The organism is Stenotrophomonas sp. PD6, assembly GCF_049199305.1.
Lineage (GTDB): Bacteria > Pseudomonadota > Gammaproteobacteria > Xanthomonadales > Xanthomonadaceae > Stenotrophomonas.
In genome coordinates, this window is the sequence record NZ_JBLZQD010000001.1 from 380,347 (window position 1) to 405,189 (window position 24,843).

A 24,843-nucleotide genomic window follows, 5' to 3' on the forward strand; every position below is an offset into this window, starting at 1 on the left:
TGGATGAAGTGTCTATCGGGGCGGAACGGTTGCCCTCCGCTGAAACACTGCACGTTGCCCAGTAAATCTACTGGGTCATGTCAGCCGCTCCAGTCGAGACCTTTCGGCGCGCGGGAGAACCCCGCCGCACGCAGTGCCTCGCTCAGCGCGTCGCGCTTCACCGGCGCGTCGTCGATCAGTTCCAACGTGAACGGGCTACGCCGGCTACGGCGCAGCGCGATGCCCAGTGCCTGCGCCGCCGCGACCATCGCGGCCTCCGCCTCAGGCGCGGCAGGATCGAGCCAGGTCAACAACTGGCGGCCGCCCTGCGCCAGGTACAGCCGCAACCGCCCACCGCCGATCACCACGAGCGCGCCTGCGCGGCGCACCGGCCGCAACGTGGCGCGGTGCGCCGGCCATGGCAGCACCGGCCCGAACGGATTGGCCGGGTCCACCGCCGACAGGCCCACGCTCATGCCAGGAGCATCGGCACGCTGTGCGTCCGCCACGGTGCGCAGCGCATCGACCAGCCCGCGTTCGGCGAACTGCGCGCCGCCCATGCCGTCCACGAAGCGCCCGCGCAGCACGCGGCCCGCGTCCTCCATGCCCCGATACACCTGCACCAGCGCGGGGAAGCCGCCGGCAATGCCTTCGGCGATCGCCGCGCCACGGGTCACGATGCCGTGCCGCTCCAGCAGCCCCTCGGCCAGCGCCACCGCGCGTACCGTGTCGCTGACCGGTGCGCGCTGCAGCAGCGACCAGCGCCCCGCCAGTGTTGCCGCGCTCAACGTGCCCGTCACCGGCGCCATTCCGTCGCCGGCAAGCGGATCCATCATCATCGCCCTGCCCCGCGCGAAGCGACTCTGCCGCGCCGAGGTACTCACCCGCGGGCGTACCGCCCGGGGACCGGACAGATGGCGCAGCGGCGTCCACAGGTCGGTGGTGACCCACCCTGCCCACGCCAGCTCCCACAGCGCGGCCTGCAGCGCGTCCGCATCCACGTTCTCAGCCGCACCCGACGTCCGCTGCCGCGCCTGCACCGCCACCGCCAGCTGGCGTGCGAAGTAGGCACCGCCGTCGGCCAACACCGCCAAGAGGGTTGCCTGCAGCGCCGGCGGCGCCTCCGCCGGTAGTGCCGGCAACGTCTCGGCGGCAAGTTCCTGCACGTGCAGCGACACCAGCCCGTCGTCGTCGCCCAGTCGCCCGTGCCCAGCCCACACCACCGCACCGGTGGCCAGCACTTCGTCGAGCATCGCGGGCGCGTAGTCCGCCACGCGCGCCGGCAGGATCTGCTGCTCCCACGCCGAGGCCGGCAGCGGCACGCCGGCCAGCAGTTCGACGACGCGCAGTACACCGTCGCTGCCGTGCAGCGCGCCGTGCGTCGGTACCGCATTGGCACGGTTCGCGACGGTCGCGTCGGCGACCAGCCCCTGCCGCTCGAGCAGCAGCGTGGCATAGGCCTCGCGACTCGCCGGCCGGGTCGCCTCGCGCGCAACCTGCAGCGAGCGCAGACGCAGGCGTTGGAATACCGTCTCGCCGACCCACTCGCGCCGGGCCAGTGGATGCGAATCCGCCGTGGTGGCGCCAAAATGACCATTGAGCACCTTGCCCTGCTCAACCAGGCGCTCCAATGCCGCATCGGCCACCGCCACGCCCAGGCCCCAATACCCGGCGACAGCGGCCGTGGTGAAAGGCGGATGGGTGCGTGCATAGCGGGCCAACAGCTCGCCGAGCGGGTCGCTTGCCGGCTGCAGGAACACATCGGGCAACCCCGGCGGCAACACCACGGCGAGCGCGTCGCGAAGCCGTGCGGCGTCTTCCACGGCCGCCCAGCAGTCACGGCCAGCAAGCAGCAGCGGGAAAGCGCGGTGCTCGCGCTGCAGCGCCTGCAGGTGCGCGGCGGCGCTACCGGTGTCGTGCAGGCGCGCGTCCACGTCCGCCGTGCTCAGCGGCCCCAGCTCGCGCAGCAGATCGGCCACGCCTTCCTTGCCCGTCGCGTGGCGGTCGGCCGCGAGCCGCTGCAGTTCGCGTCCCACCTGCTCCACCACCTGCGGATCGAGCAGCTCACCCAGCTCAACCTGGCCGAGCAGATCGCCGAGCAGCGCCGCATCCAGCGACAGCACCGACGCGCGGCGTTCGGCCAGCGGCACGTCGGTTCCGTACATGAATTCCGCGACGTAGCCGAACAGCAGGTTCGCCGCGAACGGCGACGGCACCTCGGTGGTGACCTCGGCGATGTCGATACCGCCTTGGGTGAGGCGCTGCATCACGGCATCGAGCGCATCCAGATCGTAGGCATCCTGCAACACCTCGCGCGCGGCCTCGACCAGGATCGGGAAGTCCGGGTAGCGCTGCGCGATCGCCAGCAGTTCGGCGGCACGTAGCCGCTGCTGCCACAGCGGCGAGCGGCGCCCCGGCGTGCGCCGTGGCAACAGCAGGGCGCGCGCGGCACACTCACGGAATCGCGCGGCGAACAGTGCCGAACCGCCTACGGCCTGGGTCACGTCGCGGCGCAGCCGCTCGGGATCGAACAGGAACAACTCGGCACCCGGCAGGCGGCCAGCGGAATCCGGGATACGCACGATGATGCCGTCGTCGCTGGCCACCACCGCCGGGTCGATGCCCCAGCGCTCCTGGATGCGCCCGGCCAGCGCCAGCGCCCACGGATCGTGTACGCGGCGCCCGTACGGCGAATGCAGCATCACCCGCCAATCGCCCGATTCGTCGCGGCAGCGCTCCACCACCAGGCGTCGGTCGGTAGGCAGCACGCCGGTGGCCTCGCGCTGTTCGTTCAACAGGCCGACGATGTTGGCGATGGCATTGGGCTGCAGCCCGCACGCCAGCAACCGCTCCCGCTGTGCGGGCGCGATCTGCCCGTCCGCCGCCTCGCCGTCCATCGTGGCCAGGAACGCACCCACCGCCTCGCCCAGTTCCGCCGGCCTGCCCACGCCCTCGCCGCGCCAGAACGGCAGCCGGGCCGAGCGACCCGGGGCCGGCGTCACCACCACCTGGTCGTGGGTGATCTGTTCGATGCGCCACGACGTGGCCCCCAGCGTGATGATGTCGTTGACCCGCGATTCGTGGACCATCTCCTCGTCCAGCTCGCCCACCCGCCGCGAACCGGCGCGCTCCTCGCCCTCGGGCAGCATCACGCTGTACATGCCGCGGTCGGGGATGGTGCCGGCACTGGTCACCGCCAACTGTTTCGCGCCCGGCCGCGCGCTCAGCTCGCCGGTCTGCCGGTTCCAGACCAGGCGGGGTCGGAAGCCGGCGAAATCGTCGGAGGGATAGCGCCCGGCCAGCATGTCCAGGGTCGCGTCGAAGGCGCTGCGCGGCAGGCCGTGGTACGGCGCGGCGCGGCGCACGCAGGCGTACCACGCCTCCACGTCCAGCGTTTCCACCGACACCGCCGCCACCGTCTGCTGGGCCAGCACGTCCAGCGGGTTGCGCGGCGGCTGCACCGCCTCGATGTGCCCCGCCAGCATGCGCTCGATGGCCACGGTGGCGTCGATCAGGTCGCGGCGGGTACGCGGGTAGACCAGCCCGGTGGAGGTTCCGCCGACCTGGTGGCTGGCGCGACCGATGCGCTGCAGCGCGCTGGCCACCGACGGCGGCGCGGCCACCTGGATCACCAGGTCCACCATGCCCATGTCGATGCCCAGCTCCAGGCTGGATGTTGCCACCACGCAGCGCAGCGTGCCGTCCTTGAGCGACTGTTCGATCTCGCGCCGCTGCTCCTTCGAGACCGAGCCGTGATGCGAGCGCGCGATCAGCGGCGGGCCACCGGCGGTACGCGACGACGTACCCCCGTTGTACGAGCCGTACTGTTCCGGCGCGGGTGTGGTCATCGCCTCGTCGGTGTCGCGCGCCATACGTTCCGCGTACAGCTCGTTGAGGCGGGCGGTCAGCTTCTCGGCGACCCCGCGCGAGTTGGCGAAGACGATCGTGGAGCGCCGCGCCAGCACCTGGTCGAGGATGCTGGCTTCCACATGTGGCCAGATCGAGCCGATCCGCCCGGGCAGTTCCTTGTCGCCCACCGGTCCCGCCGTGGGTGGCAAATCGGCCATGTCCTCCACGGGCACCACGATGCGCACGTCCAGCTGGCGAGGACTGGCAGGATCGACCACGCTGACCGGCCGGTCGCCACCCAAGAACGCCGCCACCGCGTCTACCGGCCGCACAGTGGCCGACAGGCCGATGCGCTGCGCCGGCGCGGCAAGCAACGCGTCCAGCCGCTCCAGGCTGAGCGCCAGATGCGTGCCGCGCTTGCTGCCGGCCACCGCATGGATTTCGTCGACGATCACGGTATCCACGTCGCGCAGCGTCTCGCGCGCCTGCGAGGTCAGCATCAGGAACAGGGATTCGGGCGTGGTGATCAGGATGTCCGGCGGGCGGCGGACCATGCGCGCGCGCTCGGCGGGCGGCGTGTCGCCGGTCCGCACCGCCACGGTCAGCGTGATCGGCGGATCGCCACGGCGGGCGCGCTCGGCATCCACGCCCTGCAGCGGCACCTGCAGGTTGCGCTGCACATCCGCGCCCAGCGCCTTGATCGGCGAGATGTAAAGGACGCGTGTGCGCCGCGTCAGCGCCGCGCTACCATCGCCCTGGGCTCCGGCCTCCGCCTCGCGGACGCGGTACAGCTGGTCGATGGCATGCAGAAACGCGGCCAGGGTCTTGCCCGACCCGGTCGGCGCGATCACCAGCGTGTGCTGGCGGGCGGCAATGGACGCCCAGGCCGCCGTCTGTACCGGCGTCGGCGCGGGAAACGCGGCGGCGAACCAGGCGCGGGTGGCGGGTTCGAACGGGGCCAGGGCGTGGGGGGCGGAGAACGGCGGCGTCATCGGCAACCAGATTACCCGTCACTGCGTAAAAATACCGGTCAGATCCGCCTGAAGGTCCTGTTTCACGCCGGCGTACGCGCTGCCGCGTTACGAATGTGGCGTTGCCTTCCCGCCGAGGTGTCCAGCATGAACCGCCTCCCCAAACGCCTGGTATCGGCACTCGCGGTGACCGCGCTGTGCGTCCTGCCTGCAGTGAGTTCATGGGCGCAGGCCCAGTCCCTGTTGCCGCTGGTCCAAAGCAGTAGCGATGCAGCGCGACCGAAACCCGCGAACAGCTGGCGCGTGGCGTTCGACGAGGGTGCCGCGTCGAACGGAACGATCAGCTTCCGGATCTGGCCGAGCGACGACTCGCCGATGCATGTCGACATTCCCGTGCTCGACGGTGAAACCGATGCACAGGTGGCCGACGTCACGCGCGATGTCCTGGCCGCGCGGCTCGGCTCGCGTTATCGGGTCGTCGTCGTCGATGGCGTGGATGTGGTGGTCAGCGCGCAGCGCGGCACGCCAGACTTCACCGTGGAACTGCTGCGCGATACCGCCCGCGATGTGATGGTGGTGGTGCAGCGGGACTGATCGAAGCGCTGGGCTATGCTTGTGGGGTACTCCGCACAAGGCATCTCCATGCGAACGCTCTACCCGCCCATTACCCCTTTCCGCGAACATCGGTTGTCGGTCGATGCGCTGCACACGCTGCTCGTGGAGGAATGCGGCAATCCCGACGGCATTCCGGTGGTGTTCCTGCATGGCGGCCCCGGCGCAGGCGTGTCACCCACGCATCGGCGCTTCTTCGATCCGGCACGCTACCGCATCGTGCTCATTGACCAGCGCGGCAGCGGCCGGTCCACGCCGTTCGGCGAGCTGCGCGACAACACCACCGCGCACCTGGTGGACGATATCGAGCGGGTTCGTGAACGGTTGGGCATCGCCCGCTGGCTGGTGTTCGGCGGATCGTGGGGCTCCACGCTCGCCTTGGCCTACGCGCAGGCGTATCCCGAACGTGCCACCGGCCTGATCGTGCGCGGCGTGTACCTGGGCCGTGCAGAAGAAAACCGCTGGTTCAACGAAGCCGATGGCGGTGCACGCTGGATCTTCCCCGAGCGCTGGGCGCGTTACGCCGCGCATCTGCCGGAAGAAGAACACGGCAACATGATCGAGGCTTACTGGCAGCGCATGGACAGCGACGACCGTGCCACCCGGATCGCCGCCGCGCAGGCCTTGCTGGGCTGGGAAGACTTCGCGGCCACGCTGGTCCACGAGGTCAACGCCGTCTCCGACGCCGACCCGCTGGATACGCTGGCCAAGGCCCGGATCGAGGCGCACTACTTCCGCCACAACGCCTTCCTGGAGCACGGCCAGCTGCTGCGCGACATCGGCCGTATCCGCCACCTGCCCGGCGTGATCGTGCAGGGGCGCTACGACATCATCTGCCCGCCGCGCAGCGCCTGGGACCTGGCCCAGGCATGGCCGGAAGCGACGCTGGAGATGGTGCTGTCCGGGCACGGCGCGACCGAGCCGGCCACGGTGGATGCGCTGGTGCGCGCCACCGATGCGTTTGCCGATCAGGCCGCTGCGTAAGCCGGGTAATCGGTGTAACCCTTCGCGCCACCGCCGTAGAAGGTGGTGCGGTCCGGGGAGTTCAGCGGCCAGCCGTTCTGCAGACGCGCCACCAGGTCCGGGTTTGCGATGAACGGCGTGCCGAACGCGGCGAGGTCGATCAAGCCTGCGTCGATCAGCTGTTCGGCGCGTGCACGGTCCAGGCCGCCGGCCAGGATCAGTGCCGTGTTCGGCAGGTTGCCCTTGATGGTGCGCAGCAGCGCCTGGAACCCACTCTCGGCACCGGGTTCCACGACGACGTCGCCTACCTTGAAGCCGGACTGGTCCATCAGGTGCACGAAGGCCAGCCCGCGTTCGCCGATCGCCTGGCTCAGCGCGCTGTAGGTCTCGTCGATGGCCGGATGCAGCGGCATGTCGAACAGCTGGCCATACGGCGACAGGCGGATGCCGGTGCGTGCCGCGCCAATGCGGGCCACCACGGCATCGATCACCTCCAGCGTGAAGCGCAGGCGGTTTTCCAGGGTGTCGGCCGAGTACTGGTCGGTGCGGTCGTTGACCAGCGGATTCAGGAACTGCTCGTGCAGGTAACCGTTCGCGCCGTGGATCTCCACGCCGTCGAAGCCGGCCTCGATCGCATTTTCAGCGGCCTGGGCAAACTCGCCGACGATGCGCGCGATCTCGTCGGTGGCCAGCTGGCGGGGTGCCGGCGGCGCGACCAGCGCCGCGGTGCCGGTCTCGTCGTAGCCGAAGGCCTGCGCGCCCATCGGTTGCTTCGAGCTGGCGCTGACCGGCAGCCTGCCGTCGGCCTGGATGGTCGGGTGCGAGACACGCCCCACGTGCCAAAGCTGGGCCACGATCCGCCCGCCGACGGCGTGCACCGAGTTGGTGGTCAGGCGCCAGCCCTCGATCTGCTCCGGGCGGAAGATGCCCGGGTTGAACAGGTAACCCTGCCCCTCCTGCGAGATCGGGGTGCCTTCGCTGACGATCAGGCCGGCGGTGGCACGCTGGGTGTAATAGAGCGCGATGCGCTCGTCGGCGATGTCGTTGGGCGCGCGGGCGCGGGTCAGCGGCGCCATCACGACGCGGTTGCGCAGCGGCGTGCCGGCGAGGTCGAACGGGGTGAACAAGGGGGTCATTGCAGGTGTCCTGGGGAGAGGCCCGTGCTTGCGGGCAGGCGTCCATGCTAGGCAGATGCCGATAGAGCTACAATCCGGCTGCCAGGCAAATCACAATTGCCGAAATCGCATTACTGGAGGCCACCCATGCAGCTCAAGGCCCTGCGTTACTTCCTGATGGTGGCCAGCACCCGCAGCTTCCTCGCCACCGCCCGGCATTTCCGGGTGCCGGCCTCGTCCGTCTCGCGCTTCATCGCCGCGCTGGAGAAGGATCTGGGGCGGCAACTGTTCTACCGCAGCACCCGTGCGGTACGGCTGACCGAAGACGGCGAGCGTTTCCACCAGCAGGCCCGCGAAGCCATCGACCTGCTGGATGCCGCGGCGGATGATCTGGGCCGTGATGACGGCTCACTCAGCGGCCGGCTGCGGATCAATGCGCCCGAGGCCTTCGGGCGGCTGCATGTGGCGCCGGCGATCAATGCGCTGCAGGCGGAGCACCCGGCGCTGGACGTCGAACTGCAGCTCACCGATGCCTACATCGACCCGGTGCAGGAAGGCGCGGACATCACGGTACGGATTGGCCCGCAGGTCGATTCCGGGCTCATCGGGCGCACCGTTGCGGTCCAGCGCCAGATCCTGGCGGCCAGCCCGGCGTATCTGGCCAGCCACGGAACCCCGCAGCGTCCCGCCGATCTGCTTGCCCATCGCTGCCTGCTGTACAAGGGCCAGCTCGGCACCCAGCGCTGGTACTTCCGGGATGCGCCTGCGCAGGCGTTCGAAGGCATCAACGTGAGTGGCCCGTTGTGCAGCAACAACGCCGAGGTGCTACTCGCCGCCGCGCTCGAAGGCCATGGCGTGGTGCTGTTTCCCAGCTGGCTGTTCAACCACGACAGCTTCGCGCAGCACGCACTGGTGCCCTTGCTTGGCACGTGGGAAGCCTCGGTCGCCACCGAGGCCTCGTACATCCAGCTGCTCTCCCCGGAGAACAAGCTGCGCTCGCGCAAGGTGCGCGAAGTGACAGCGTTCCTGCTCAACGCCTTCGGCTCACCGCCGCACTGGGACGCCGCCGCGCAATGAGCACACCGCTACAGACGTCCTGCGCACGTAACAACTCACCGCGCGTGGCTTGCCTTCGTGACCAATCGATTCCGTTCGAGGCTGCAGCAGCCACCCATGGGGTGGCTCTACCGTGTCCGGGGCGGTGGAGGTTGCGGGTTTTACTGTAGACCCGGCGCTGCGGGGGTGCCACGCTCGCGGCGTTCGTTCGCTCCGAGGCCTCTGGTGGATGCGATCACCGCCCGCTGCCGCGCCGTTGACGCCCATTCGGGCGTGTCGGCCCTTGCGCGCGGCTGGGCGATGCTGGCCTGCCTGTTGCTGGGTGGCTGCGCTACCCTGCCCCGCAATCCGGTGCCCGCCGACCAGGTGGCCTGGGCCAACGTACCCGGCATGCCGGATGTGCGCGGCTGGGCCGGCCGGCCCAACCGGGACATGGAACTCGACTTCGAGCAGTCGATGCACGACGAGCGGCCGGAGGACTTTCCGGTGGGCAGCGACGGGCGTATCCACTACCCGCACCTGGCGCTGTCCGGTGGCGGCGCCAACGGTGCCTTCGGCGCCGGGTTCCTCAACGGCTGGACGGCGACCGGTACGCGCCCGACCTTCAAGATCGTCACCGGGGTCTCCACGGGTGCGCTGATGGCGCCCTATGCATTCCTGGGCGCCGACTACGACCAGGCGCTGAAGCATTTCTACACCACCACCTCCGATGCCGATGTCTTCACTGCCGGCAATCCGCTGATGGCGTTGCTGCGGCGGGAGTCCCTCGCCCACACGGCGCCGCTGGAGGCGCTGATCGGCCGCGCCATCGACGCGCCGCTGCTGGCGAAGATCGCCGCCGAGCACCGCGCCGGGCGGCGCCTGTACATCGGCACGGCCGATCTGGATGCACGGCATTTCGTGGTCTGGAACATGGGCCTGATCGCCACCCGCGAATCGCCCGAGGCGCTGGCGTTGTTCCGCCGCGTGATGCTCGCCTCGGCCTCGATTCCCATCGCCTTCCCGCCGGTGTTGATCGAGGTGGAGGCGCATGGCAAGCGCTACGACGAGATGCACGTGGACGGGTTTGTTGCCGCCAACATCTTCCTGCACGCCGGTATCATCGACCCACAGCGGATCTATACCCGCATGGCGCGCGCGCCGGCGACCTACGACACCTTCCTGATCCACAACGGCCAGCTCAATGCCGCCTCCGCACCCGCCGAGCGCTCGCTGCGCGGCATCGCGTTCCGCACCATCGACGTTGCCGGTCGGGCCGGCATGATCGGCGACCTGTTCCGCGAGTATGCCTACGCGCGCCGCGACAATGCGCGGTTCGCCTGGGTCACCATCGACTCCACGCTCGCGTTGCCCGAGGCCACCACGTTCGATCCGGTGCGCATGAAGGTGCTCTACGACGTGGGCTACGCGCGCGCCCGCGCCGGCCCGCAATGGCTGTCGCGACCGCCCGGGATGACCCCCGCCGACGATCCCTGAGTGCGGGTGGCACGTGGCCTATGCCGGGAGAACGTCGCGCGCGCCTTCGCCTCGACCTCACGCGTTGCTCGCGTGGACCCTCACGCGAATCGTCCGGCAAATAACACCACGACGCCCATGCTGGCCTCTCACTCACAGCGGGAGCGGCACCCATGGCGATCAAAACGATGGAAGACCTGTTCATCCACGAGCTTTCCGATATCTACAGCGCGGAGAAGCAGCTGACCAAGGCGCTCCCCCGCCTTGCGCGCGCCGCGACCAACCCGGAACTGGTGGCGGCGTTCGAGACCCACCTGGAGGAAACGCTCGGCCAGGTGGAGCGCATCGACAAGGTCGTGGAGGTGCTAGGCATCAAGCTCAAGCGCATCAAGTGCGCGGCGATGGAGGGCCTGGTCGAGGAAGGCAAGGAGGTGATTGAAGAGGTCCAGGAAGGCCCGGTGCGTGACGCCGCGCTGATCGGCGGTGCGCAGAAGGTCGAGCACTACGAGATCGCTTCCTACGGCACCATTGCGGCCCTTGCCAAGCAGCTCGGCTACAAGGACGCGCTGCCGCTGTTGCTGGAAACGCTGGCGGAGGAAAAGGCCACGGACGAAAAGCTGACCCTGATTGCCAAGGCGAGTGCGCCTTCCGGGGCCGCCAAGGCCGCCTGATCCATCTGAGTGGAAGCCACGGCCTTGACGACGCCGGCGGCCGGAGCCGCAGGCGTTTCCATGAGCGATTTACTGCGCTGGCGCTGGCGCTGGCGTTGGCGTTGGAGTTGACGTCGGCGTTGAGGCCGCGGCAGGCACCACGGCCGCAGTGCCAGCCTCCGGCGTGATGCGCCAGATCGTGTTGGCCAGATCGTCGGCCACGATCACCGCGCCCCGCGGATCCACGGTCACCCCCACCGGACGGCCGCGGGTCTTGCCGTCGTCGGTGCGGAAACCGGTCGCGAAGTCGATGGCCTCGCCGGCCGGCTTGCCATCACGGAACGGAACGAACACCACCTTGTAGCCGACCGGCGGATTGCGGTTCCAGCTACCGTGCTGCCCGACGAACACGCCGTCACTGAACTTCCCACCCACGGCCGGGTTGGCAAACGACACGCCGAGTGCGGCAACGTGCGACCCCAGCGCGTAGTCCGGCGCGAGCGCCGAAGCCACCTTCTCCGGGTTCTGCGGCATCACGCGGCGGTCCACGTTCTTGCCCCAGTAGCTGTAAGGCCAGCCGTAGAAGCCGCCCTCCTTCACCGAGGTCAGGTAATCGGGTACCAAGTTGGGACCGATCTCGTCGCGTTCGTTGACCACCGCCCACAGCACGCCGGTGCCGGGCTGCACCGCCAGCGCGGTGGGATTGCGGATGCCACTGGCATAGGTGCGGTGCGCGCCGGTCTGGGCGTCGATCTCCCAGATCTGGGCGCGGTCGATCTCAACCGCCATGCCGCGTTCGGTGATGTTGCTGTTGGAGCCGATGCCCACGTACAGATGGCTACCGTCGGCGCTGGCGGCCAGCGACTTGGTCCAATGGTGATTGATCGCCGCCGGCAGGTCGGTGACCTTGACCGGCGCACCGCTGGCCTTGGTCTGGCCCTCGGCATAGTCGAAGCGCACCAGCGCGTCCTGGTTGGCCACGTACAGCGCGTTGCCAACCAGCGCCAACCCGTACGGCGCGTTGAGCTTGTCGGCGAACACCGTTTTCAGTTCGTAGACACCGTCGCCGTCGGCATCGCGCAGCAGGGTCAGGCGGTTGCCGCTCTTCACCTGGGTATTGCCCTTGGCCTTGATCTTGCCCGCGATCACGTCCTTCGGCTTTAGGTTGGGCGCGCTGCCGCCGCGGCCTTCGGCCACCAGGATGTCGCCGTTGGGCAGCACCAGGGTCTGCCGCGGAATGGCCAGGTCGGTGGCGATGGCCGAGACCTTGTAGCCGGCCGGCACGGTCGGCACCTGGTCGCCCCACGCGGTCGGCTGGGCGATGGTCATGTCGGGCATCACCCCGCGATGGGGCTTGGGCAGCTCCGGGTTGGCACCCAGCTGGTTCATGTCCGGTGCCTTGCTGCTGCACGCGGTCAACGCGATGGCGAGGGCGGAGACCGCCAGGATCTTCGGGGTTGCGATTGCGCGGTTCACAGGACACCTCCCACGCGAACGCGGACACTGGCAAAGCCCAACCAGGTGGCCAGCAGCGCCAGCACCGTGACGATCACCGACCACAGCAGCGCGGCAGGCATGATCGCCCACGCGTCGCGTGCATGGTGCAGCGAGTTGATGAAGCCCACGATCCAGGTCACCGCCAGCACGATCACGTAGAAGCCGTTGCGGCTGCCGCGAACGCGTCCGATCAACCCGCACAGCAGCGCAAGGGTGGTCATGACCATCGCACCGACCAGCAGCCAGGAGGCGAAGTTGCTCCACTGGATCTCATAGGTGTTCCAGTAGGCGTAGTCGGCCAGCAGCGCGCCGAGGAACAGCGGCAGCACCCCGCCGAGCACGGCGGCATGGAAGGGATGTATGACCCAATTACGGGTCACGACGGTGGTTGAGGACACGGCTGTCTCCTGGAGGGGAATTCAGCCGTTATCCTGCCACCGCCGGTGTGACGGGGCCTTGATGCACTCAGCGCCACTCGGCAGGCAGCTTCCGTGTGCGCGTGCGATACACCATCCTGCCCTCTCGCAGGGTGCCCACCGTGGTCTGCAGATGCTCGCCATCGGCCGACAACGATTCCTCCCAGCTGCCCACCTGCAGGAGCTGCCCGTCCACATAACGATAGGTCTCGCTTGCGTGCGAACAGCAGCTGCCGCGCGAGGAGGACGTGAGGGTGCGCGTGGCCGGGTCGATGTCCAGCTGCGGCAGGCCCGACAGCGCCGGATCGAACCCGAACGCCTGGGACGCCGGATCGAACAGAAACAGGTTGCGGGTGGCATTGGGGCCTGCCCCGCCGGAATAGCCCGGAACACTAAGGTCGGGCCAGCCGTCGAAGTTCGCATCCACCAGTTGCAGCACATCGGCGCCGGGGGTCAGCGGCTCGGCATCGATGTCGCGCAGGATCTGCTGGCGTCGGCCGGTCGCGGCATCCAGGATGTCGATGGACTGCAGCTGCGATTGATCGTCATCGGTGGGCGAGAAGGCCAGGACGAAGCGCAGGCTGTCGGTGGCTGCCTGTTGCGGAACACGCACCTCGCCGACGGCAAGGTCATCCCGGCGGATCCAGCCCGGTGTCGGCGAACCCTCCGCGGACACTTCCTCGATGCTTATCCATTCCGGACCCCAGCTGAGCACCCCTGCATACCGTCCTGCGGCAAGCGTGCCCCGCGCCTGGCCCGCTTCGGCGTGTGGGTAGATCGGCGTATCCACGGTCGCCGCGAACACATCGATGTAGGGCCGTGGCGCCTGCAGCATGAACCCGTCGCGGGCGTGGGTGACCTGATAGTGGTGCAGCGTGCTGCCGTACGATTCGGGCGCACACACGCCGCCGACCGCGCAGGCGCCGATCTCATCCGGCGTCGGCTTGCGGGTGGCGGGACCCTGTTCGGTACGAATCAGCGTCTTCTGGTCGGCCCAGCGCACCGTGAAGCCGCGGTCGGTCCAGGCCAGCGCGGCCTCCCTGTCGGCGCTGCCGATGTTGGTTCGGCAGAACGGCTGCACATTGGAGCGTTCATTCCAGTCCGGAAACGCATAGGCCGGGCACAGCCGGTTGGGGCTGTTGATGTCGTAGCGGTACGCCGGATCGGTGACGAACACCAGCTTGTTCAGGGCGCCGACTTGATCGCGCGACACGAAGGCGTAACGCACCTTCGCCGCGTCTGGAATCGCGGCGGAAATCGTGTCGTGATTGACCTCGCCTGCGGCCGGCGGCGCCGATGCATCCACCTCGGCTGCCTGGGGCATGCGCTGGTAGATGCCCGGCTGCAGCAGCGGCCCCGCCTCGGCGTGGGTGGTAAGGGTGGCAAGCAGCAAGACAGCGTAGCGGGCTTTCATGCAGCAATCACGTGGCAGGCAGGCACGCCACGGTACAGCAGGAGCAGCAAAGCGCAATGTCCGTATCGCGACGATAGTGGTCCCTATCGCGCGAGACGGCGCCCTGCGACCGGCCTACTCTCTTGCTCCGCTTGTCCCCCACCCGGTCCGGGCCGGAGCCTGCGCCGGACACCCGGCGGCATGGCCGGCCAGCGCCACTGCTGTTGTTGAATGGTCCCATGAGCACAGAAACCGCGTCGCCTGCTTCGCCCGCCGTCCCCGCTTCGCCCGTACTGCCCGCCGCCACCGACCCTGCCCATCAGGGTTTTGCGATCCGCATCGTCGGTGCCGCCGCGTTCGCGCATCTGCTCAACGACATGATCCAGGCGCTGCTGCCGGCGGTGTACCCGATGTTCAGGAGCCAGTTCGCGCTGAGCTTTACCCAGATCGGCATCATCACGCTGGTGTACCAGATCACGGCGTCGCTGCTGCAGCCGTGGGTGGGCATGTACACCGACAAGCGCCCGCTGCCCTACCTGCTGCCCTCGGGCATGGTCGCCACCTTCATCGGCATCGCGTTGATGGCCATCGCCAGCAGTTACGAAATGCTGCTGGTCGCCGCGGCCATCGTGGGAATCGGATCGGCCACATTCCATCCGGAAGCATCGCGTGTCGCGCGCATGGCCTCGGGCGGGCGCTTCGGCACGGCACAGTCCACGTTCCAGGTGGGTGGCAATACCGGTTCGGCGATCGGTCCGCTGCTGGCGTCGGCCGTGGTCATCCCGCATGGCCAGCGCGCCATCGGCTGGTTCCTGCTGATCGCCGCGGTAGCGATTGGCGTGCTGTTCCGCCTGACCGGTTGGACCGTGCGCCACGGGCAGGCCAAGATGAAGAACCTGGCCCGCTCGCACGGCATCGGGCTCAGTCGCGGCAAGGTGGTACAGGCGGTGGCGGTGATCGCCGTGCTGATGTTCGCGAAGTTCGTGTACATCGCCTCGTTCACCAACTACTTCACCTTCTACCTGATCGAACGCTTTCACCTGAGCGTGCAGCAGAGCCAGATGTATCTCTTCATCTTCCTGGGCTCGATCGCACTGGGCACCTTCGTCGGCGGCCCGGTGGGCGACCGGATCGGGCGCAAGGCGGTGATCTGGATTTCATTCCTCGGCGTGGCCCCGTTCGCGCTTGCCCTGCCCTACGCCAATCTGATGGGAACCGCCGCGTTGGCCGTTGCGATCGGGCTGGTGATGTCGTCGGCGTTCGCTGCCCTGGTGGTGTATGCGCAGGAGGCCGTGCCCGGGCGCGTGGGCATGGTGTCGGGGCTGATGTTCGGCTTGATGTTCGGCATCGGCGGCATCGGTGCGGCCGGGCTGGGCAAGCTGGCCGACATCCACGGCATCGTGTGGGTGTACCACTTCACCTCGTTCCTGCCGTTGCTGGGGTTGGCTACGGCGTTTTTGCCGAAGACGTCGCGGTGATTCGTCCCGTCGGCATTACAGGAAGAACTGGCTGGGAAGCTGCCCAAACCGCTTCTTGAACATCGCGGTGAAGGCGCTCGGGCTGGCGTAGCCCTGGGAGAGCGCCACGTCGATGACCTTGTCCCCGTGGGCCAGGCGTTCGAGCGCGCGGACCAGGCGGACCTGCTGGCGCCATTGCCCGAACGTCATACCCAGTTCGCGTGCGCACAGGCGCTGGATGGTCTTGGCGTCCACGCCCAGGCGCGTTGCCCAGTCCTGCAGGGTGGACGCATCATCGGGTGCGGCTTCCCAGTGGTCGCTGATCTGCTGCAGGCGCGGGTCGGCCGGTTGCGGCACGTGCAGCGGCAGCACCGGCAGCGCCTGCAGTTCGTCCAGGATCAGCTGCATCAGGCGTCCATCGCGCGAGTCCGGCACGTACGGGTGCACCACCTTGGCGGCGGCGTCGATCAGCTCGGCAAGCAACGGGGTGATGGACACAGTCGCCGCGTGGGTGGCGACATCCTTGATGACGCCGGGCTGGATGTAGAGGCTGCGCATGCGCACCACACCGATGCAGCTCACCTTGTGGCCGACGCCGGCCGGCATCCAGATCGCCCGCGTGCTCGGCACCACCCAGCGGCCCGCACCCGCCTGCACGACCAGCACGCCGGACGCCGCATACACCAGCTGATGGCGGTCCGGGTGGTGGTGCAGCGGGATCACCGTGCCGGCCGCATAGTCGTTCGCCCGGCACAGCACGGCGGATTCGGGCCCCAGTGGCCGGCGCTGGCCGGCGGCCTGCACCGGCGGGATGTCTTTCTTTCGATGAGGCATGGGGGGAATACCGCGCAACAACCACCGGTTGACTCTAGCGCCGCACGCGCCGCCGCTCAACCGCATGCTCACGCCTCCCATTCTACGCTGCCGGCATGCGTCGCTTTGCCCAAGCCATTGCCGAACCGGAGTCGGTCCCTGAAGGACTGCCGCGCGAGCTCGCCAGCGCCGTGGCCGCAGCCCCGGACCGCTACAACATCGGCAAGGGCGCCACGGCATCGGTGCTGGCCCGCAATGCCGATGGCGAGCTGATCGTGACCGACATGGTCTGGGGCCTGGTGCCGCGCTGGTCGAAGACGCCTGATACGCCGTACACCACGGTCACCGCCCGACTGGATCGGGCGCCCGGCAGCCGCATCTTCGCCAAGGCATGGGCCGAGCGCCCCTGCGTGATCCCGATGACCGGGTACTACAAGCTGGACCGGCAGCGCCGGCCGCCGTGGCCGCTGTTCGTGCAGCGACGCGATGGTCTCGCCCTGCTGGCGGCCGGCCTCTGGGAGCACTGGGAGGACGGCGAAGGCCACGCGATGGACTCCTTCAGCGTGCTCACCGCGCCCAACCGCGCCATTCCCAAACCGCTGACACCAGATGGGCCGGTATTCCTGCCCGCCGAGCTGGCATTGGCATGGCTTTCCGGTGCCGCCAACACGCCTGCCTCGCTGAGGGTGCGCTCGCCCGCACTGGAGGCTTACCCGGTCGGGCGTGCCTTCCGCGATCTCAAGCGCGATGACTACACGCTGCTGGAGCCCGTCGATCCCGATCTGGACACCGTGCCGCCATCGCCGGAACACGGCGACGGCGATGGCTGGGACCAGGACGACGACAACGACCGTTGAGGTGCTCCAGCACGCTTACCAGTTCCAGCGCAGGCCGACGGAAGCGCCCAGTGCCTGCACACCCTCTCCGAACGCCTTCTGGTACCCGGCAGTGGCGTACGCACTGGTGCGCGCGCCCAACTGCGCGCTGACACCCACGCCGAGCTCCCACCACGTGCCGGACAGATCCGAGTGGAACGGCACCGGGCCGTCAGCCGAATCGAACGAGATCCTGGCATCGGAACGGAACTCATGCCAGAGGTTGGCGACCAGCCAGCTGGTCAGCATCCGCGGTTGCGTGCCCCCAGACAAAGCATGGTCGCGGCTCAGGCGCGCGCCCGCCCGCGCGGTCAGCGCGTCGGCATCATCGAAGTGCACGCTGGAGACCGCGTCGCCGGCGTCGTCCATGCGCAGGGATTGATAGATCATCTGCGCCTGCGGCGTGAGCGACCAGCCGGAATCGAGCTGGAACGGATAGCCCCCTTCAAGCGACAACGCGATGCCGAAGCCATCGGTGTCCAACACCGCGCCATGGTCCGAGCGCGCCTTCGCGTCGTACCACGTTGCCTGCAGAACCGCGTCCAGGTAGGCATTGTTGGCCGCGTACGTCGTCCAGAACGCGCCCAGCGACACCGCGTCGAAACGGTCCGTGCCAGCGTGGGTATCGTCGAAGTTGCGCACACTGGCATGCCCGCGCCCGGTGGACGCCGTCACGCCCGCGAAGTCGCGTCGCCCCGCGTCGGTGCCGCCGCGATACAGATCGGTACCCGCCTGCACGGCGAACATGTCGTCGTCGAATGTTGGGCCATCGGCGTAGATGCCGCCCCGGCCTGCGTTCCACTCGCCGTCCTGGCCCAGCACCCGAACCCAGGCGCCGTGCCCGCCCCAGCCGGTCGTGGGCGCCGGCTCACGCAGCTGCTCCTGCTCGCCCACACGTTCGTGCAGCGTGCCGATCAGCGACGTGCCGTAGTTCAATGCTACCGACGGCAGCGCGGTATACAGCGATACCTCTGGGCGGTAGTCCGGCACGACCGGGTCGATCGCCGGACCGGTCGGCGGCACGACGGGGGGCGGCGTGGTGGTGGTCGGCGGGTTGGTGTTCTGCGAGCGCAGGTACCACGACTGTGGCGCGGACCCATCGCGAGCGCCCTGGTACAGCGTGTACAGATACGGGCCGGCTTCTGCTCGGTTGCCCAGTGCGAAGGCCTGCGCGGCGCTGCTGGCACCGTTGAGCGCCTCCACCACCAGGATGCCGTTGCCGGGCGTGGTTGCACCGCGCCCGCCCATATTGGCGATCAGCAGCGCGGACTGCCCACCGGCCGTGCCGCCGTCGATCACCAGCCGGTCCGAGGCGGAACCATCGCCATTGAGCACCGTGTTCAAGGCCACTCGTCCACTCTGGCCGATGTAGCTGCCCGCCACCAAGCGGTTGCCCACCGCTGCCCCACTCACCTGTGCCAAGCCGCTATTGACCAGCGTGCCGCCGACGACGAACTGCCCGCCACCGCCTCCGTTGAACGAGGTGACCGCATCGGCCACCGCCAGCGTGCCGCGGTTATCCACATCGCCCGCCGTGCCGCCGTAGCCGCCGAACGTCGCCGCCGCAGCCACGCTGACCGGCCCGCCCCCGGCCAGACGTGCACCCCGGTGCGCTGCATCGCCCACGGCGAGGGTGCCCGCGCCGACGATGGTTGCACCGGTATAGGGGTTGAGTGCGTTCAGAACGGTGGTCCCGCTGCCGACCTGTGCCACCGTGCCGCTGCCGCTGATCACGCCGTCGATGGCGAACAGGTTGTTGCGGTTGAAGACCAGGTTGCCGTTGTCGGCAATGTCGCCCACCACGCTGCCGGTGCTGCCGCCATTGCCCAGCTGCAGGGTGCCGGCGCTGATGGTGGTGCCGCCGGTGTACGTATTGGTACCGGTCAGCGCGGTGGTGCCGCTGCCCATCTGCGTCACCGTACCGGAGCCGCTGATGACGCCCGCCACCGTAAGCAGGTTGTTGCGGTTGAACACCAGGCTGCCGTCATCCTCGATGTCGCCCAGCACGCTGCCGGTGCTGCCGCCGTCACCGAGCTGCAGCGTGCCGTCGTTGATGGTGGTGCCGCCGGTGTAGGTATTGGTGCCGGTCAACACGGTGGTGCCGGCGCCCTCCTGGATGACGTCGCCGCTGCCGCTGATCACGCCGCCTACAGCGAACGTACTGCTGCGGTTGAACACCAGTGTGCCGTTGTCGGTGATGTCGCCGACGATGCTGCCGGTGGTGCCGCCATCGCCCAACTGCAGCGTGCCGGCACTGATGGTGGTGCCGCCGACGTAGGTGTTGTCCGCCGTCAGCACCGTGGTGCCGTCGCCGATCTGGCTGACGCTTCCGCTGCCGCTGATCAGGCCATCCACCGTCAGCACGTCGCTGCGGTCGAAGACCAGCATGCCGTTGTCGACGATGTCCCCGACGATGCTGCCCGTAGTGCCCCCATCGCCGAGCTGCAGGGTGCCGGCACTGACGGTGGTTCCGCCCTGGTAGTCGTTGTCGCCGGTCAATACCAGCGTGCCGCTGCCCAGCTTGGTCAACGCGCCGTCGCCGGTGAGGGTGTTGCCCCAGGTGCTGGTGAACGCCTGCGTGTCGATGCTGCCACCGCCACTGTCCAGGACCACGTCGCGGCTTGCATCCGGATCGAAAGCTGCATCCAGGCGCAGCGTGCCGCCATCAAAGGTGAGGGCGCCGGCCGGATCGCCCAGTGCGGCCTCGGCATCGATGGCGAGCACGCCGTCGTAGAGCGTCCATGGCGTCACGCCATTGGCGGCACCACTCAAGGTCCAGGTGCTGGAGCCGGTCTTGTGGAAGGCCGCAAAGCCGCGGTACTGGGCGGTATCTCCAATGGACCCCGCATCGAACGCACTGTCCGCCGCGCCGCCAAGAATGAGGGTGCTGTCGCCTGCGCTGCCATCCACGATCCCCGAAATCGCGGACCCGGCCTGCAACTCCAGCGAGTTGACGCCGCCGATGAACAGAATCGCATCGGCACGGGTACCACCATCGCCGCTCAGGCCGCCGGTGATGCTGCCGCTGTTGACCAGCTGCATGTTCTCGCCGATCACGCCCACACCGCCGCCACCGCCGGCACCGGCCCCACCCCCGCTGCCTGCCGTGCCACCCTCGCCACCGTTGCCGCCGACGACGGTGCCGGTGTTGACCAGCACGCCGCCGTTGTCGACTTCGACGCCCGCGCCGCCTTCGCCGCCTACACCCCCGCCGCCGCCACCGCCACGGTTGCCGTTGCCGCCGGTGACCGCGCCGTCGTTGCGCATGTTGCCGCCGCCGGTGACCAGCACGCCACTGCCACCGCCGCCGCCCGCACCGCCGATGCCGGTGCCACTGCTGCCGCCGCCGGTGTTGCCGTCGCCGCCGGTGATCGAGGCCCCGGCCGCATTGGTGACGTCGCCGCTGCCGGTGATCAGCACACCGTTGCCGCCATCGCTGCCGCCACCGCCGTCGCCGTCGGTGGTCGTCGCGTTGGCGCCGGCGCCGCCGCCGCCGCCCCGCACCTGCCCGGCGTTGCCGACATCGCCGCCATTGTTCAACGAAATGCCATTGCCGCCGACGCCGCCCACCCCGCCACCACCGACGCTGTTGTTGCCGCCGTTGCCGCCCTGCACTACCCCGCTGACCGTGTTGGTGACGCTGCCGCCGCCGTTGAGCGCGATACCATCGCCGCCGACACCGGCGTCGCCCGCGGTGCCGCCACCGGTGGCGTTGCTGCCGCCGCCGCTGCGGTTGCCATTGCCACCGGTGATGCTGCCGGCATTGCTGACCGTACCGCCGCCGACCAGCACCACGCCGACGCCGCCGGCACCGCCGGCCGCACCTTCGCCACCGGTGATGGTGTTGGTGCCGCTGCTGTTGAGCGTGCTGCCGCCGCCACCGGTGCCGCCATCGCCGCCACGGATGCTTCCGCCGAACGCGTTGTCGAGGCTGCCGGAACCGTCGATCCACGCGCCCTCGCCACCATTGCCGCCGACCCCGCCGCCGCCACTTTCCACAGCGCCTGCGCCGTTGCCGAAGCCGCCGTTCTCGCCGTTGCCGCCATTGCCGCCCACGATCTCGCCCAGGTTCTGCACGATGCTGCCACCGCTGAGGAACACGCCGCGCCCGCCGACGCCGGCATCGCCGCCCCAGCCGCCCACGGTGATGACCCCGGCCGGTGCGGTACTGGTGGCCGAGCCGGCACCGCCGCCATTGGCGCCATTGCCGCCCACGATCCGCGCGCCGCCAGCGTTGATCACGGTGCCGCCGCTGGTGCTGAGCACACCGGCGCCGCCGGCACCGCCTTGTCCACCTTCGCCCGCCACCACGGCACTGCCATCGCCGGTGCCGTTGGGACTGCCGGCGCCGCCGCCATTGCCGCCGTTGCCGCCGATGACCTGTCCGGTGTTTTCAAACGTGGCCGGCGCGGTCAGCAATACGCCACCACCGCCCTCGCCACCGCCGCCGCCCGAGCCACCGTTGCCGGTTCCGTTGCCACCGTTGCCACCGGCCCCGCCGCCATTGCCGCCCGCGCCGCCGGTGATGATGCCGGTATTGGTCGCGCCGCCAGAGAGCAGCGTGCCTACCCCACCGCCGCCGCCGCCACCGCCGCCGGCACCGGATTCCACGGTGCCGCCCGTGTTCTGCCCGCCATTGCCGCCGTTACCGCCGACGGAACCGCCCTGGCCTGCGCCGCCGGAACCGGCCTGGCCCGCGGCGCCGTTGCCGCCACCACCGCCATTGGCCGCGCCATCGCCACCGGTGCCGCCGTTGCCACCGGCGCCCGTGGTTGCATCGACGCTGCCGCCACCGGCGCCATTGCCGCCCGAGCCGTTGCTGGAGTCCGCGCCGTCGTCACCGTCGGACGCGTCCGGCGTGCCGCCCGGCGAACCGGTGCAGCCCGTGGTCGGCACACAGCCGCCCTTGCCGCCGTCGGCATGTGCAACCGGCAGCAGCACGGCGCCGAACAACAGCGCCGCGACGGCCGAAGACAGGAGGTGCCGCGCGGGCGGCGTGGAAAAACGGGAGGCTGCGGAACTGCGGTCGGTGATGCGGCGCATGCTCGAACTCCTTTCGGGGGGCGCATGGAACAAGCGTCCATGCCTGTGCCCCTATCTGGCAGGTTCGAGGTCTACGCGGCGTAAAGGTTGTTCAGCCGCATGCCACAGTTCGCGGCGCGCATTGCACGCGCCGCGTGTTCTTCATCGCATTCAGTGCGACATGGAATACGGCTGTTCCGCGCCCTGCCCCGGCCAGGCCTTGTTGGGCTCGGCCTGCAGCGTGAAGTGCAGCTCGCCGCCCGCCAGGATCTCGGCGTGGCGCAGGAAGGTGCGGTTGAGCGGTTTACCGTTGAGCGTCACCGAACCCACGTATTCGTGGCCCTTGCCCATGCCGTCGGTGGTAACGCTGAAGGTCTTGCCGTTGGGCAGATTCAGCACCGCCTTGGGCAGGAACGGACGGCCGATGATGTACTCGGCGCTGCCCGGTGCCACCGGGTAGAAGCCCAGCGCGGTGAACACGTACCACGCCGACATCTGGCCCAGGTCGTCGTTGCCCGCCAGGCCGTCGGGACGGTCGGCGTACTGGGTGTCCATGATCTGCTTCAGCCGCGCCTGGGTACGCCACGGCTGACCGGCGTACGAATACAGGTAGGCCACATGGTGGCTGGGCTCGTTGCCGTGCGCATACCAGCCGATCAGGCCGGTGATGTCTTCCATGTGCTCGAAGATGGACGGGTCCACCTTGGCCTCGAACACCGCGTCCAGGCGGGCCAGCAGCTTGTCGGCGCCCCCGTGCGCGTTGGCCAGGCCGGCCACGTCCTGCGGCACGTACCAGGAGTACTGCCACGCGTTGCCTTCGGTGTAGTCGGTGCCGTAACCGCTGGCGCTGGGATCGAACGGCGTGCGGAAGCTGCCGTCACGCTTGCGCGCGCGCATGAAGCCGGTCTCGGCATCGAAGGCGTGGCGCCAGTTGCCGGCACGCTTGTCAAACGTGGTCGCGATGTCGGTCTTGCCCATGGCCGTGGCCATGCGCGCGATGGTCCAGTCGTCGAAGGCATATTCCAGCGTCTTGCTGGCCGCTTCGCCCTCTTCGTCGATCGGCACCCAGCCCAGCTCGCGGTACTGCGCGATGCCGTCGTACGGGCCGTAGTTGGCGGTGGCGACCATGGCCTGCAGCGCCTTGTCGGCGTCGAAGCCGCGGATGCCCTTGACGTAGGCGTCGGCGATCACCGGCACGGCGTGGTAGCCGATCATGCACCAGGTTTCCTGGCCATGGAACGCCCACACCGGCAGCATGCCGTAGGCGCTGTTGTGCTGGTGGGCCAGCAGCGAATTGACCATGTCGCTGGTGCGCTTTTCCGGCTGCACCAGGGTCAGCAGCGGATGCAGCGCCCGGTAGGTGTCCCACAGCGAGAACGTGGAGTAGTTGGTGTAGCCCTCGGCGCGGTGCACGGCGTTGTCGGAGCCTCGGTACTGGCCGTCGCTGTCCATGAACAGCGTCGGGCCGAGCAGGCTGTGGTACAGCGCAGTGTACGCGCTGCGACGGTCATGCGCGGGGGCGTCGATGTCCAGCACAGACAGCGCCTGCTGCCACTGCGTGCGCGCATCGGCGCGCACGCGGTCGAAATTCTGATCCTTCGCCTCGGCATCGAGGTTGGCGATGGCGCCAGCCTCGCTCACCGGGGAGATCGCCACGCTCACCACCAGCGGCGCATCGAGCTTGCCGAATTCGAACGTACCGACCAACTGGCGCCCTTCGATCTGCGGGCGCTGTTCCGGGTTGTTCTGCCCCGGCGGCGGGAAGCCCTTGTAGGCGATGTCGGTTTCGGTATTGTGCAGCGCGTGGCCGGTGAGCGGACGCGAGAAGCGCATGGCGAAATACAGCTGCCGCCCCGGCGCCCAGCCGCGGGTTTCGCGGAAGCCGGTGACGGTGCCGTCCTCGCGCAGGCGCAGGCGCGACCACAGGATCTTGCCCGGGTAGTCATACAGGCTGGTGCGCAGGTCGAGCAGCAGCTTGGCCGACTCGCCCTTCGGGTAGGTATAGCGGTGCACGCCGGTGCGGGCGCTGGCGGTCAGTTCGGCGCGGACCTTGTAGTCCTGCAGCGTGACGGCGTAGTAGCCGGGTTCCGCCTTTTCGTCCTTGTGGTCGAAGCGCGACGCATAGCCGCTGCGCGGCTTCTCCGGATCGCCGCGCTCCAGCCCCGGGTCGCCGGTGAACGGCATCACCAGCACGTCGCCCAGGTCGGAATGACCGCTGCCCGAGAAGTGGGTGTGCGAGAAACCGACGATGCTGGTGTCGTCGTAGCGGTAGCCCGCCGCCCAGCCGTAGGCCTTTTCGCGCGGCTGGATGCGGGTGTCGGGACTGAGCTGGACCATGCCGAACGGCACCGTGGCGCCGGGATAGGTGTGGCCTTCGCCGCCGGTGCCGATGAACGGGTCCACTGCCGCGTAGGCCCGTTCGCCTGCGCTTTGTGGGGCGCCTGAGGCGCCTCCTGCTACCAGCATTGCACCCATGGCCAGTGCCGCCCAGCCCGACTTCCCCGCTCTGCTCATATGGATTTAGATCGATTCAAGGTGAACCGATCCTAGCATTGGTTGTCCCCGCGCCGCATGTTGCGGCGCGGGGGTCGCCGACGCGGGGTCCGAACGTTCTCAGGTTGGCTGCGGTTGCCACGCATACATCCGTGCCCCGTGGCGACGCGGCCAGATCCGGGCGCGTGGCGACGCGCGACACCGACCGGCGCCCGTCGGTCACAAGG

The 24,843-nt window shown here is 69.1% G+C and carries 15 protein-coding genes; 7 read left to right on the forward strand and 8 right to left on the reverse strand.

The annotated features are described in order from the left end of the window. Positions 1 to 80: 80 nt before the first annotated feature. A complete protein-coding gene (locus ACOZHM_RS01505; protein WP_421567180.1) occupies positions 81 to 4,820 on the reverse strand; it encodes an ATP-dependent helicase in 4,740 nt (1,579 codons plus the stop codon). A gap of 126 nt (positions 4,821 to 4,946) precedes the next feature. On the opposite strand from ACOZHM_RS01505, the gene ACOZHM_RS01510 reads away from it, so the two are divergent. Both ACOZHM_RS01510 and pip read left to right on the forward strand, forming a co-directional pair. Further along, positions 4,947 to 5,393, forward strand: coding sequence for a hypothetical protein (locus ACOZHM_RS01510; RefSeq protein ID WP_421567181.1), 447 nt, complete (start codon positions 4,947 to 4,949; stop codon positions 5,391 to 5,393). A gap of 48 nt (positions 5,394 to 5,441) precedes the next feature. Then, complete coding sequence (gene pip / locus ACOZHM_RS01515) at positions 5,442 to 6,395, forward strand: prolyl aminopeptidase (protein ID WP_421567182.1); 954 nt, start codon at positions 5,442 to 5,444, stop codon at positions 6,393 to 6,395. On the opposite strand, the gene ACOZHM_RS01520 is transcribed toward pip, so the two are convergent. Further along, positions 6,380 to 7,510, reverse strand: a complete 1,131-nt coding sequence (locus ACOZHM_RS01520) for an alkene reductase (protein ID WP_421567183.1) — start codon at positions 7,508 to 7,510, stop codon at positions 6,380 to 6,382. The genes pip and ACOZHM_RS01520 overlap by 16 nt on opposite strands. 126 nt (positions 7,511 to 7,636) lie before the next feature. On the opposite strand from ACOZHM_RS01520, the gene ACOZHM_RS01525 reads away from it, so the two are divergent. From ACOZHM_RS01525 to ACOZHM_RS01535, 3 genes are all read left to right on the forward strand, one after another. After that, positions 7,637 to 8,566 carry a LysR family transcriptional regulator gene (locus ACOZHM_RS01525; protein ID WP_421567184.1) on the forward strand — a complete coding sequence of 310 codons (930 nt, stop codon included), beginning with the start codon at positions 7,637 to 7,639 and terminating at the stop codon, positions 8,564 to 8,566. 204 nt (positions 8,567 to 8,770) lie between these two features. Next, positions 8,771 to 10,021: a patatin-like phospholipase family protein gene (locus tag ACOZHM_RS01530; RefSeq protein ID WP_421567185.1), complete on the forward strand. Its 1,251-nt coding sequence runs from the start codon at positions 8,771 to 8,773 to the stop codon at positions 10,019 to 10,021. A gap of 152 nt (positions 10,022 to 10,173) precedes the next feature. After that, complete coding sequence (locus ACOZHM_RS01535; RefSeq protein ID WP_421567186.1) at positions 10,174 to 10,671, forward strand: ferritin-like domain-containing protein; 498 nt, start codon at positions 10,174 to 10,176, stop codon at positions 10,669 to 10,671. Between the two features lie 69 nt (positions 10,672 to 10,740). Here ACOZHM_RS01535 and ACOZHM_RS01540 read toward each other — a convergent pair whose 3' ends face one another. The 3 genes from ACOZHM_RS01540 to ACOZHM_RS01550 all read right to left on the reverse strand — a co-directional run bounded on the left by ACOZHM_RS01540 (position 10,741) and on the right by ACOZHM_RS01550 (position 13,977). After that, on the reverse strand, positions 10,741 to 12,114 hold the full coding sequence (locus tag ACOZHM_RS01540) for a PQQ-dependent sugar dehydrogenase (protein WP_421567470.1): 1,374 nt from the start codon (positions 12,112 to 12,114) through the stop codon (positions 10,741 to 10,743). An 8-nt stretch (positions 12,115 to 12,122) separates the two neighbouring features. Continuing rightward, complete coding sequence (locus ACOZHM_RS01545) at positions 12,123 to 12,545, reverse strand: DUF2231 domain-containing protein (RefSeq protein WP_421567187.1); 423 nt, start codon at positions 12,543 to 12,545, stop codon at positions 12,123 to 12,125. Between the two features lie 67 nt (positions 12,546 to 12,612). Beyond that, entirely contained in the window at positions 12,613 to 13,977 is a 1,365-nt protein-coding gene (locus ACOZHM_RS01550; RefSeq protein ID WP_421567188.1) for an XAC2610-related protein, read from the reverse strand. A gap of 218 nt (positions 13,978 to 14,195) precedes the next feature. Here ACOZHM_RS01550 and ACOZHM_RS01555 point away from each other — a divergent pair, with 218 nt between their 5' ends. After that, complete coding sequence (locus tag ACOZHM_RS01555) at positions 14,196 to 15,434, forward strand: MFS transporter (protein ID WP_421567189.1); 1,239 nt, start codon at positions 14,196 to 14,198, stop codon at positions 15,432 to 15,434. A gap of 15 nt (positions 15,435 to 15,449) precedes the next feature. Here ACOZHM_RS01555 and ACOZHM_RS01560 read toward each other — a convergent pair whose 3' ends face one another. Next, positions 15,450 to 16,247, reverse strand: coding sequence for an AraC family transcriptional regulator (locus ACOZHM_RS01560; protein WP_421567190.1), 798 nt, complete (start codon positions 16,245 to 16,247; stop codon positions 15,450 to 15,452). Between the two features lie 95 nt (positions 16,248 to 16,342). Between ACOZHM_RS01560 and ACOZHM_RS01565 the strand changes: the two genes are divergently transcribed. Beyond that, positions 16,343 to 17,083, forward strand: a complete 741-nt coding sequence (locus ACOZHM_RS01565; protein ID WP_421567191.1) for an SOS response-associated peptidase — start codon at positions 16,343 to 16,345, stop codon at positions 17,081 to 17,083. A gap of 15 nt (positions 17,084 to 17,098) precedes the next feature. On the opposite strand, the gene ACOZHM_RS01570 is transcribed toward ACOZHM_RS01565, so the two are convergent. Further along, positions 17,099 to 22,144, reverse strand: coding sequence for an autotransporter outer membrane beta-barrel domain-containing protein (locus tag ACOZHM_RS01570; protein WP_421567192.1), 5,046 nt, complete (start codon positions 22,142 to 22,144; stop codon positions 17,099 to 17,101). Positions 22,145 to 22,294: 150 nt separating this feature from the next. Then, positions 22,295 to 24,637, reverse strand: coding sequence for a GH92 family glycosyl hydrolase (locus tag ACOZHM_RS01575; protein WP_421567193.1), 2,343 nt, complete (start codon positions 24,635 to 24,637; stop codon positions 22,295 to 22,297). Positions 24,638 to 24,843: the final 206 nt, after the last annotated feature.

Bases quoted from the DNA above. Each gene is read 5' to 3' on its own strand.
- ACOZHM_RS01505 (WP_421567180.1), bottom strand. From the start codon at position 4,820: ATGACGCCGCCGTTCTCCGCCCCCCACGCCCTGGCCCCGTTCGAACCC.
- ACOZHM_RS01510 (WP_421567181.1), top strand. From the start codon at position 4,947: ATGAACCGCCTCCCCAAACGCCTGGTATCGGCACTCGCGGTGACCGCG.
- pip (WP_421567182.1), top strand. From the start codon at position 5,442: ATGCGAACGCTCTACCCGCCCATTACCCCTTTCCGCGAACATCGGTTG.
- ACOZHM_RS01520 (WP_421567183.1), bottom strand. From the start codon at position 7,510: ATGACCCCCTTGTTCACCCCGTTCGACCTCGCCGGCACGCCGCTGCGC.
- ACOZHM_RS01525 (WP_421567184.1), top strand. From the start codon at position 7,637: ATGCAGCTCAAGGCCCTGCGTTACTTCCTGATGGTGGCCAGCACCCGC.
- ACOZHM_RS01535 (WP_421567186.1), top strand. From the start codon at position 10,174: ATGGCGATCAAAACGATGGAAGACCTGTTCATCCACGAGCTTTCCGAT.
- ACOZHM_RS01550 (WP_421567188.1), bottom strand. From the start codon at position 13,977: ATGAAAGCCCGCTACGCTGTCTTGCTGCTTGCCACCCTTACCACCCAC.
- ACOZHM_RS01555 (WP_421567189.1), top strand. From the start codon at position 14,196: ATGAGCACAGAAACCGCGTCGCCTGCTTCGCCCGCCGTCCCCGCTTCG.
- ACOZHM_RS01560 (WP_421567190.1), bottom strand. From the start codon at position 16,247: ATGCCTCATCGAAAGAAAGACATCCCGCCGGTGCAGGCCGCCGGCCAG.
- ACOZHM_RS01565 (WP_421567191.1), top strand. From the start codon at position 16,343: ATGCGTCGCTTTGCCCAAGCCATTGCCGAACCGGAGTCGGTCCCTGAA.
- ACOZHM_RS01570 (WP_421567192.1), bottom strand. From the start codon at position 22,144: ATGCGCCGCATCACCGACCGCAGTTCCGCAGCCTCCCGTTTTTCCACG.
- ACOZHM_RS01575 (WP_421567193.1), bottom strand. From the start codon at position 24,637: ATGAGCAGAGCGGGGAAGTCGGGCTGGGCGGCACTGGCCATGGGTGCA.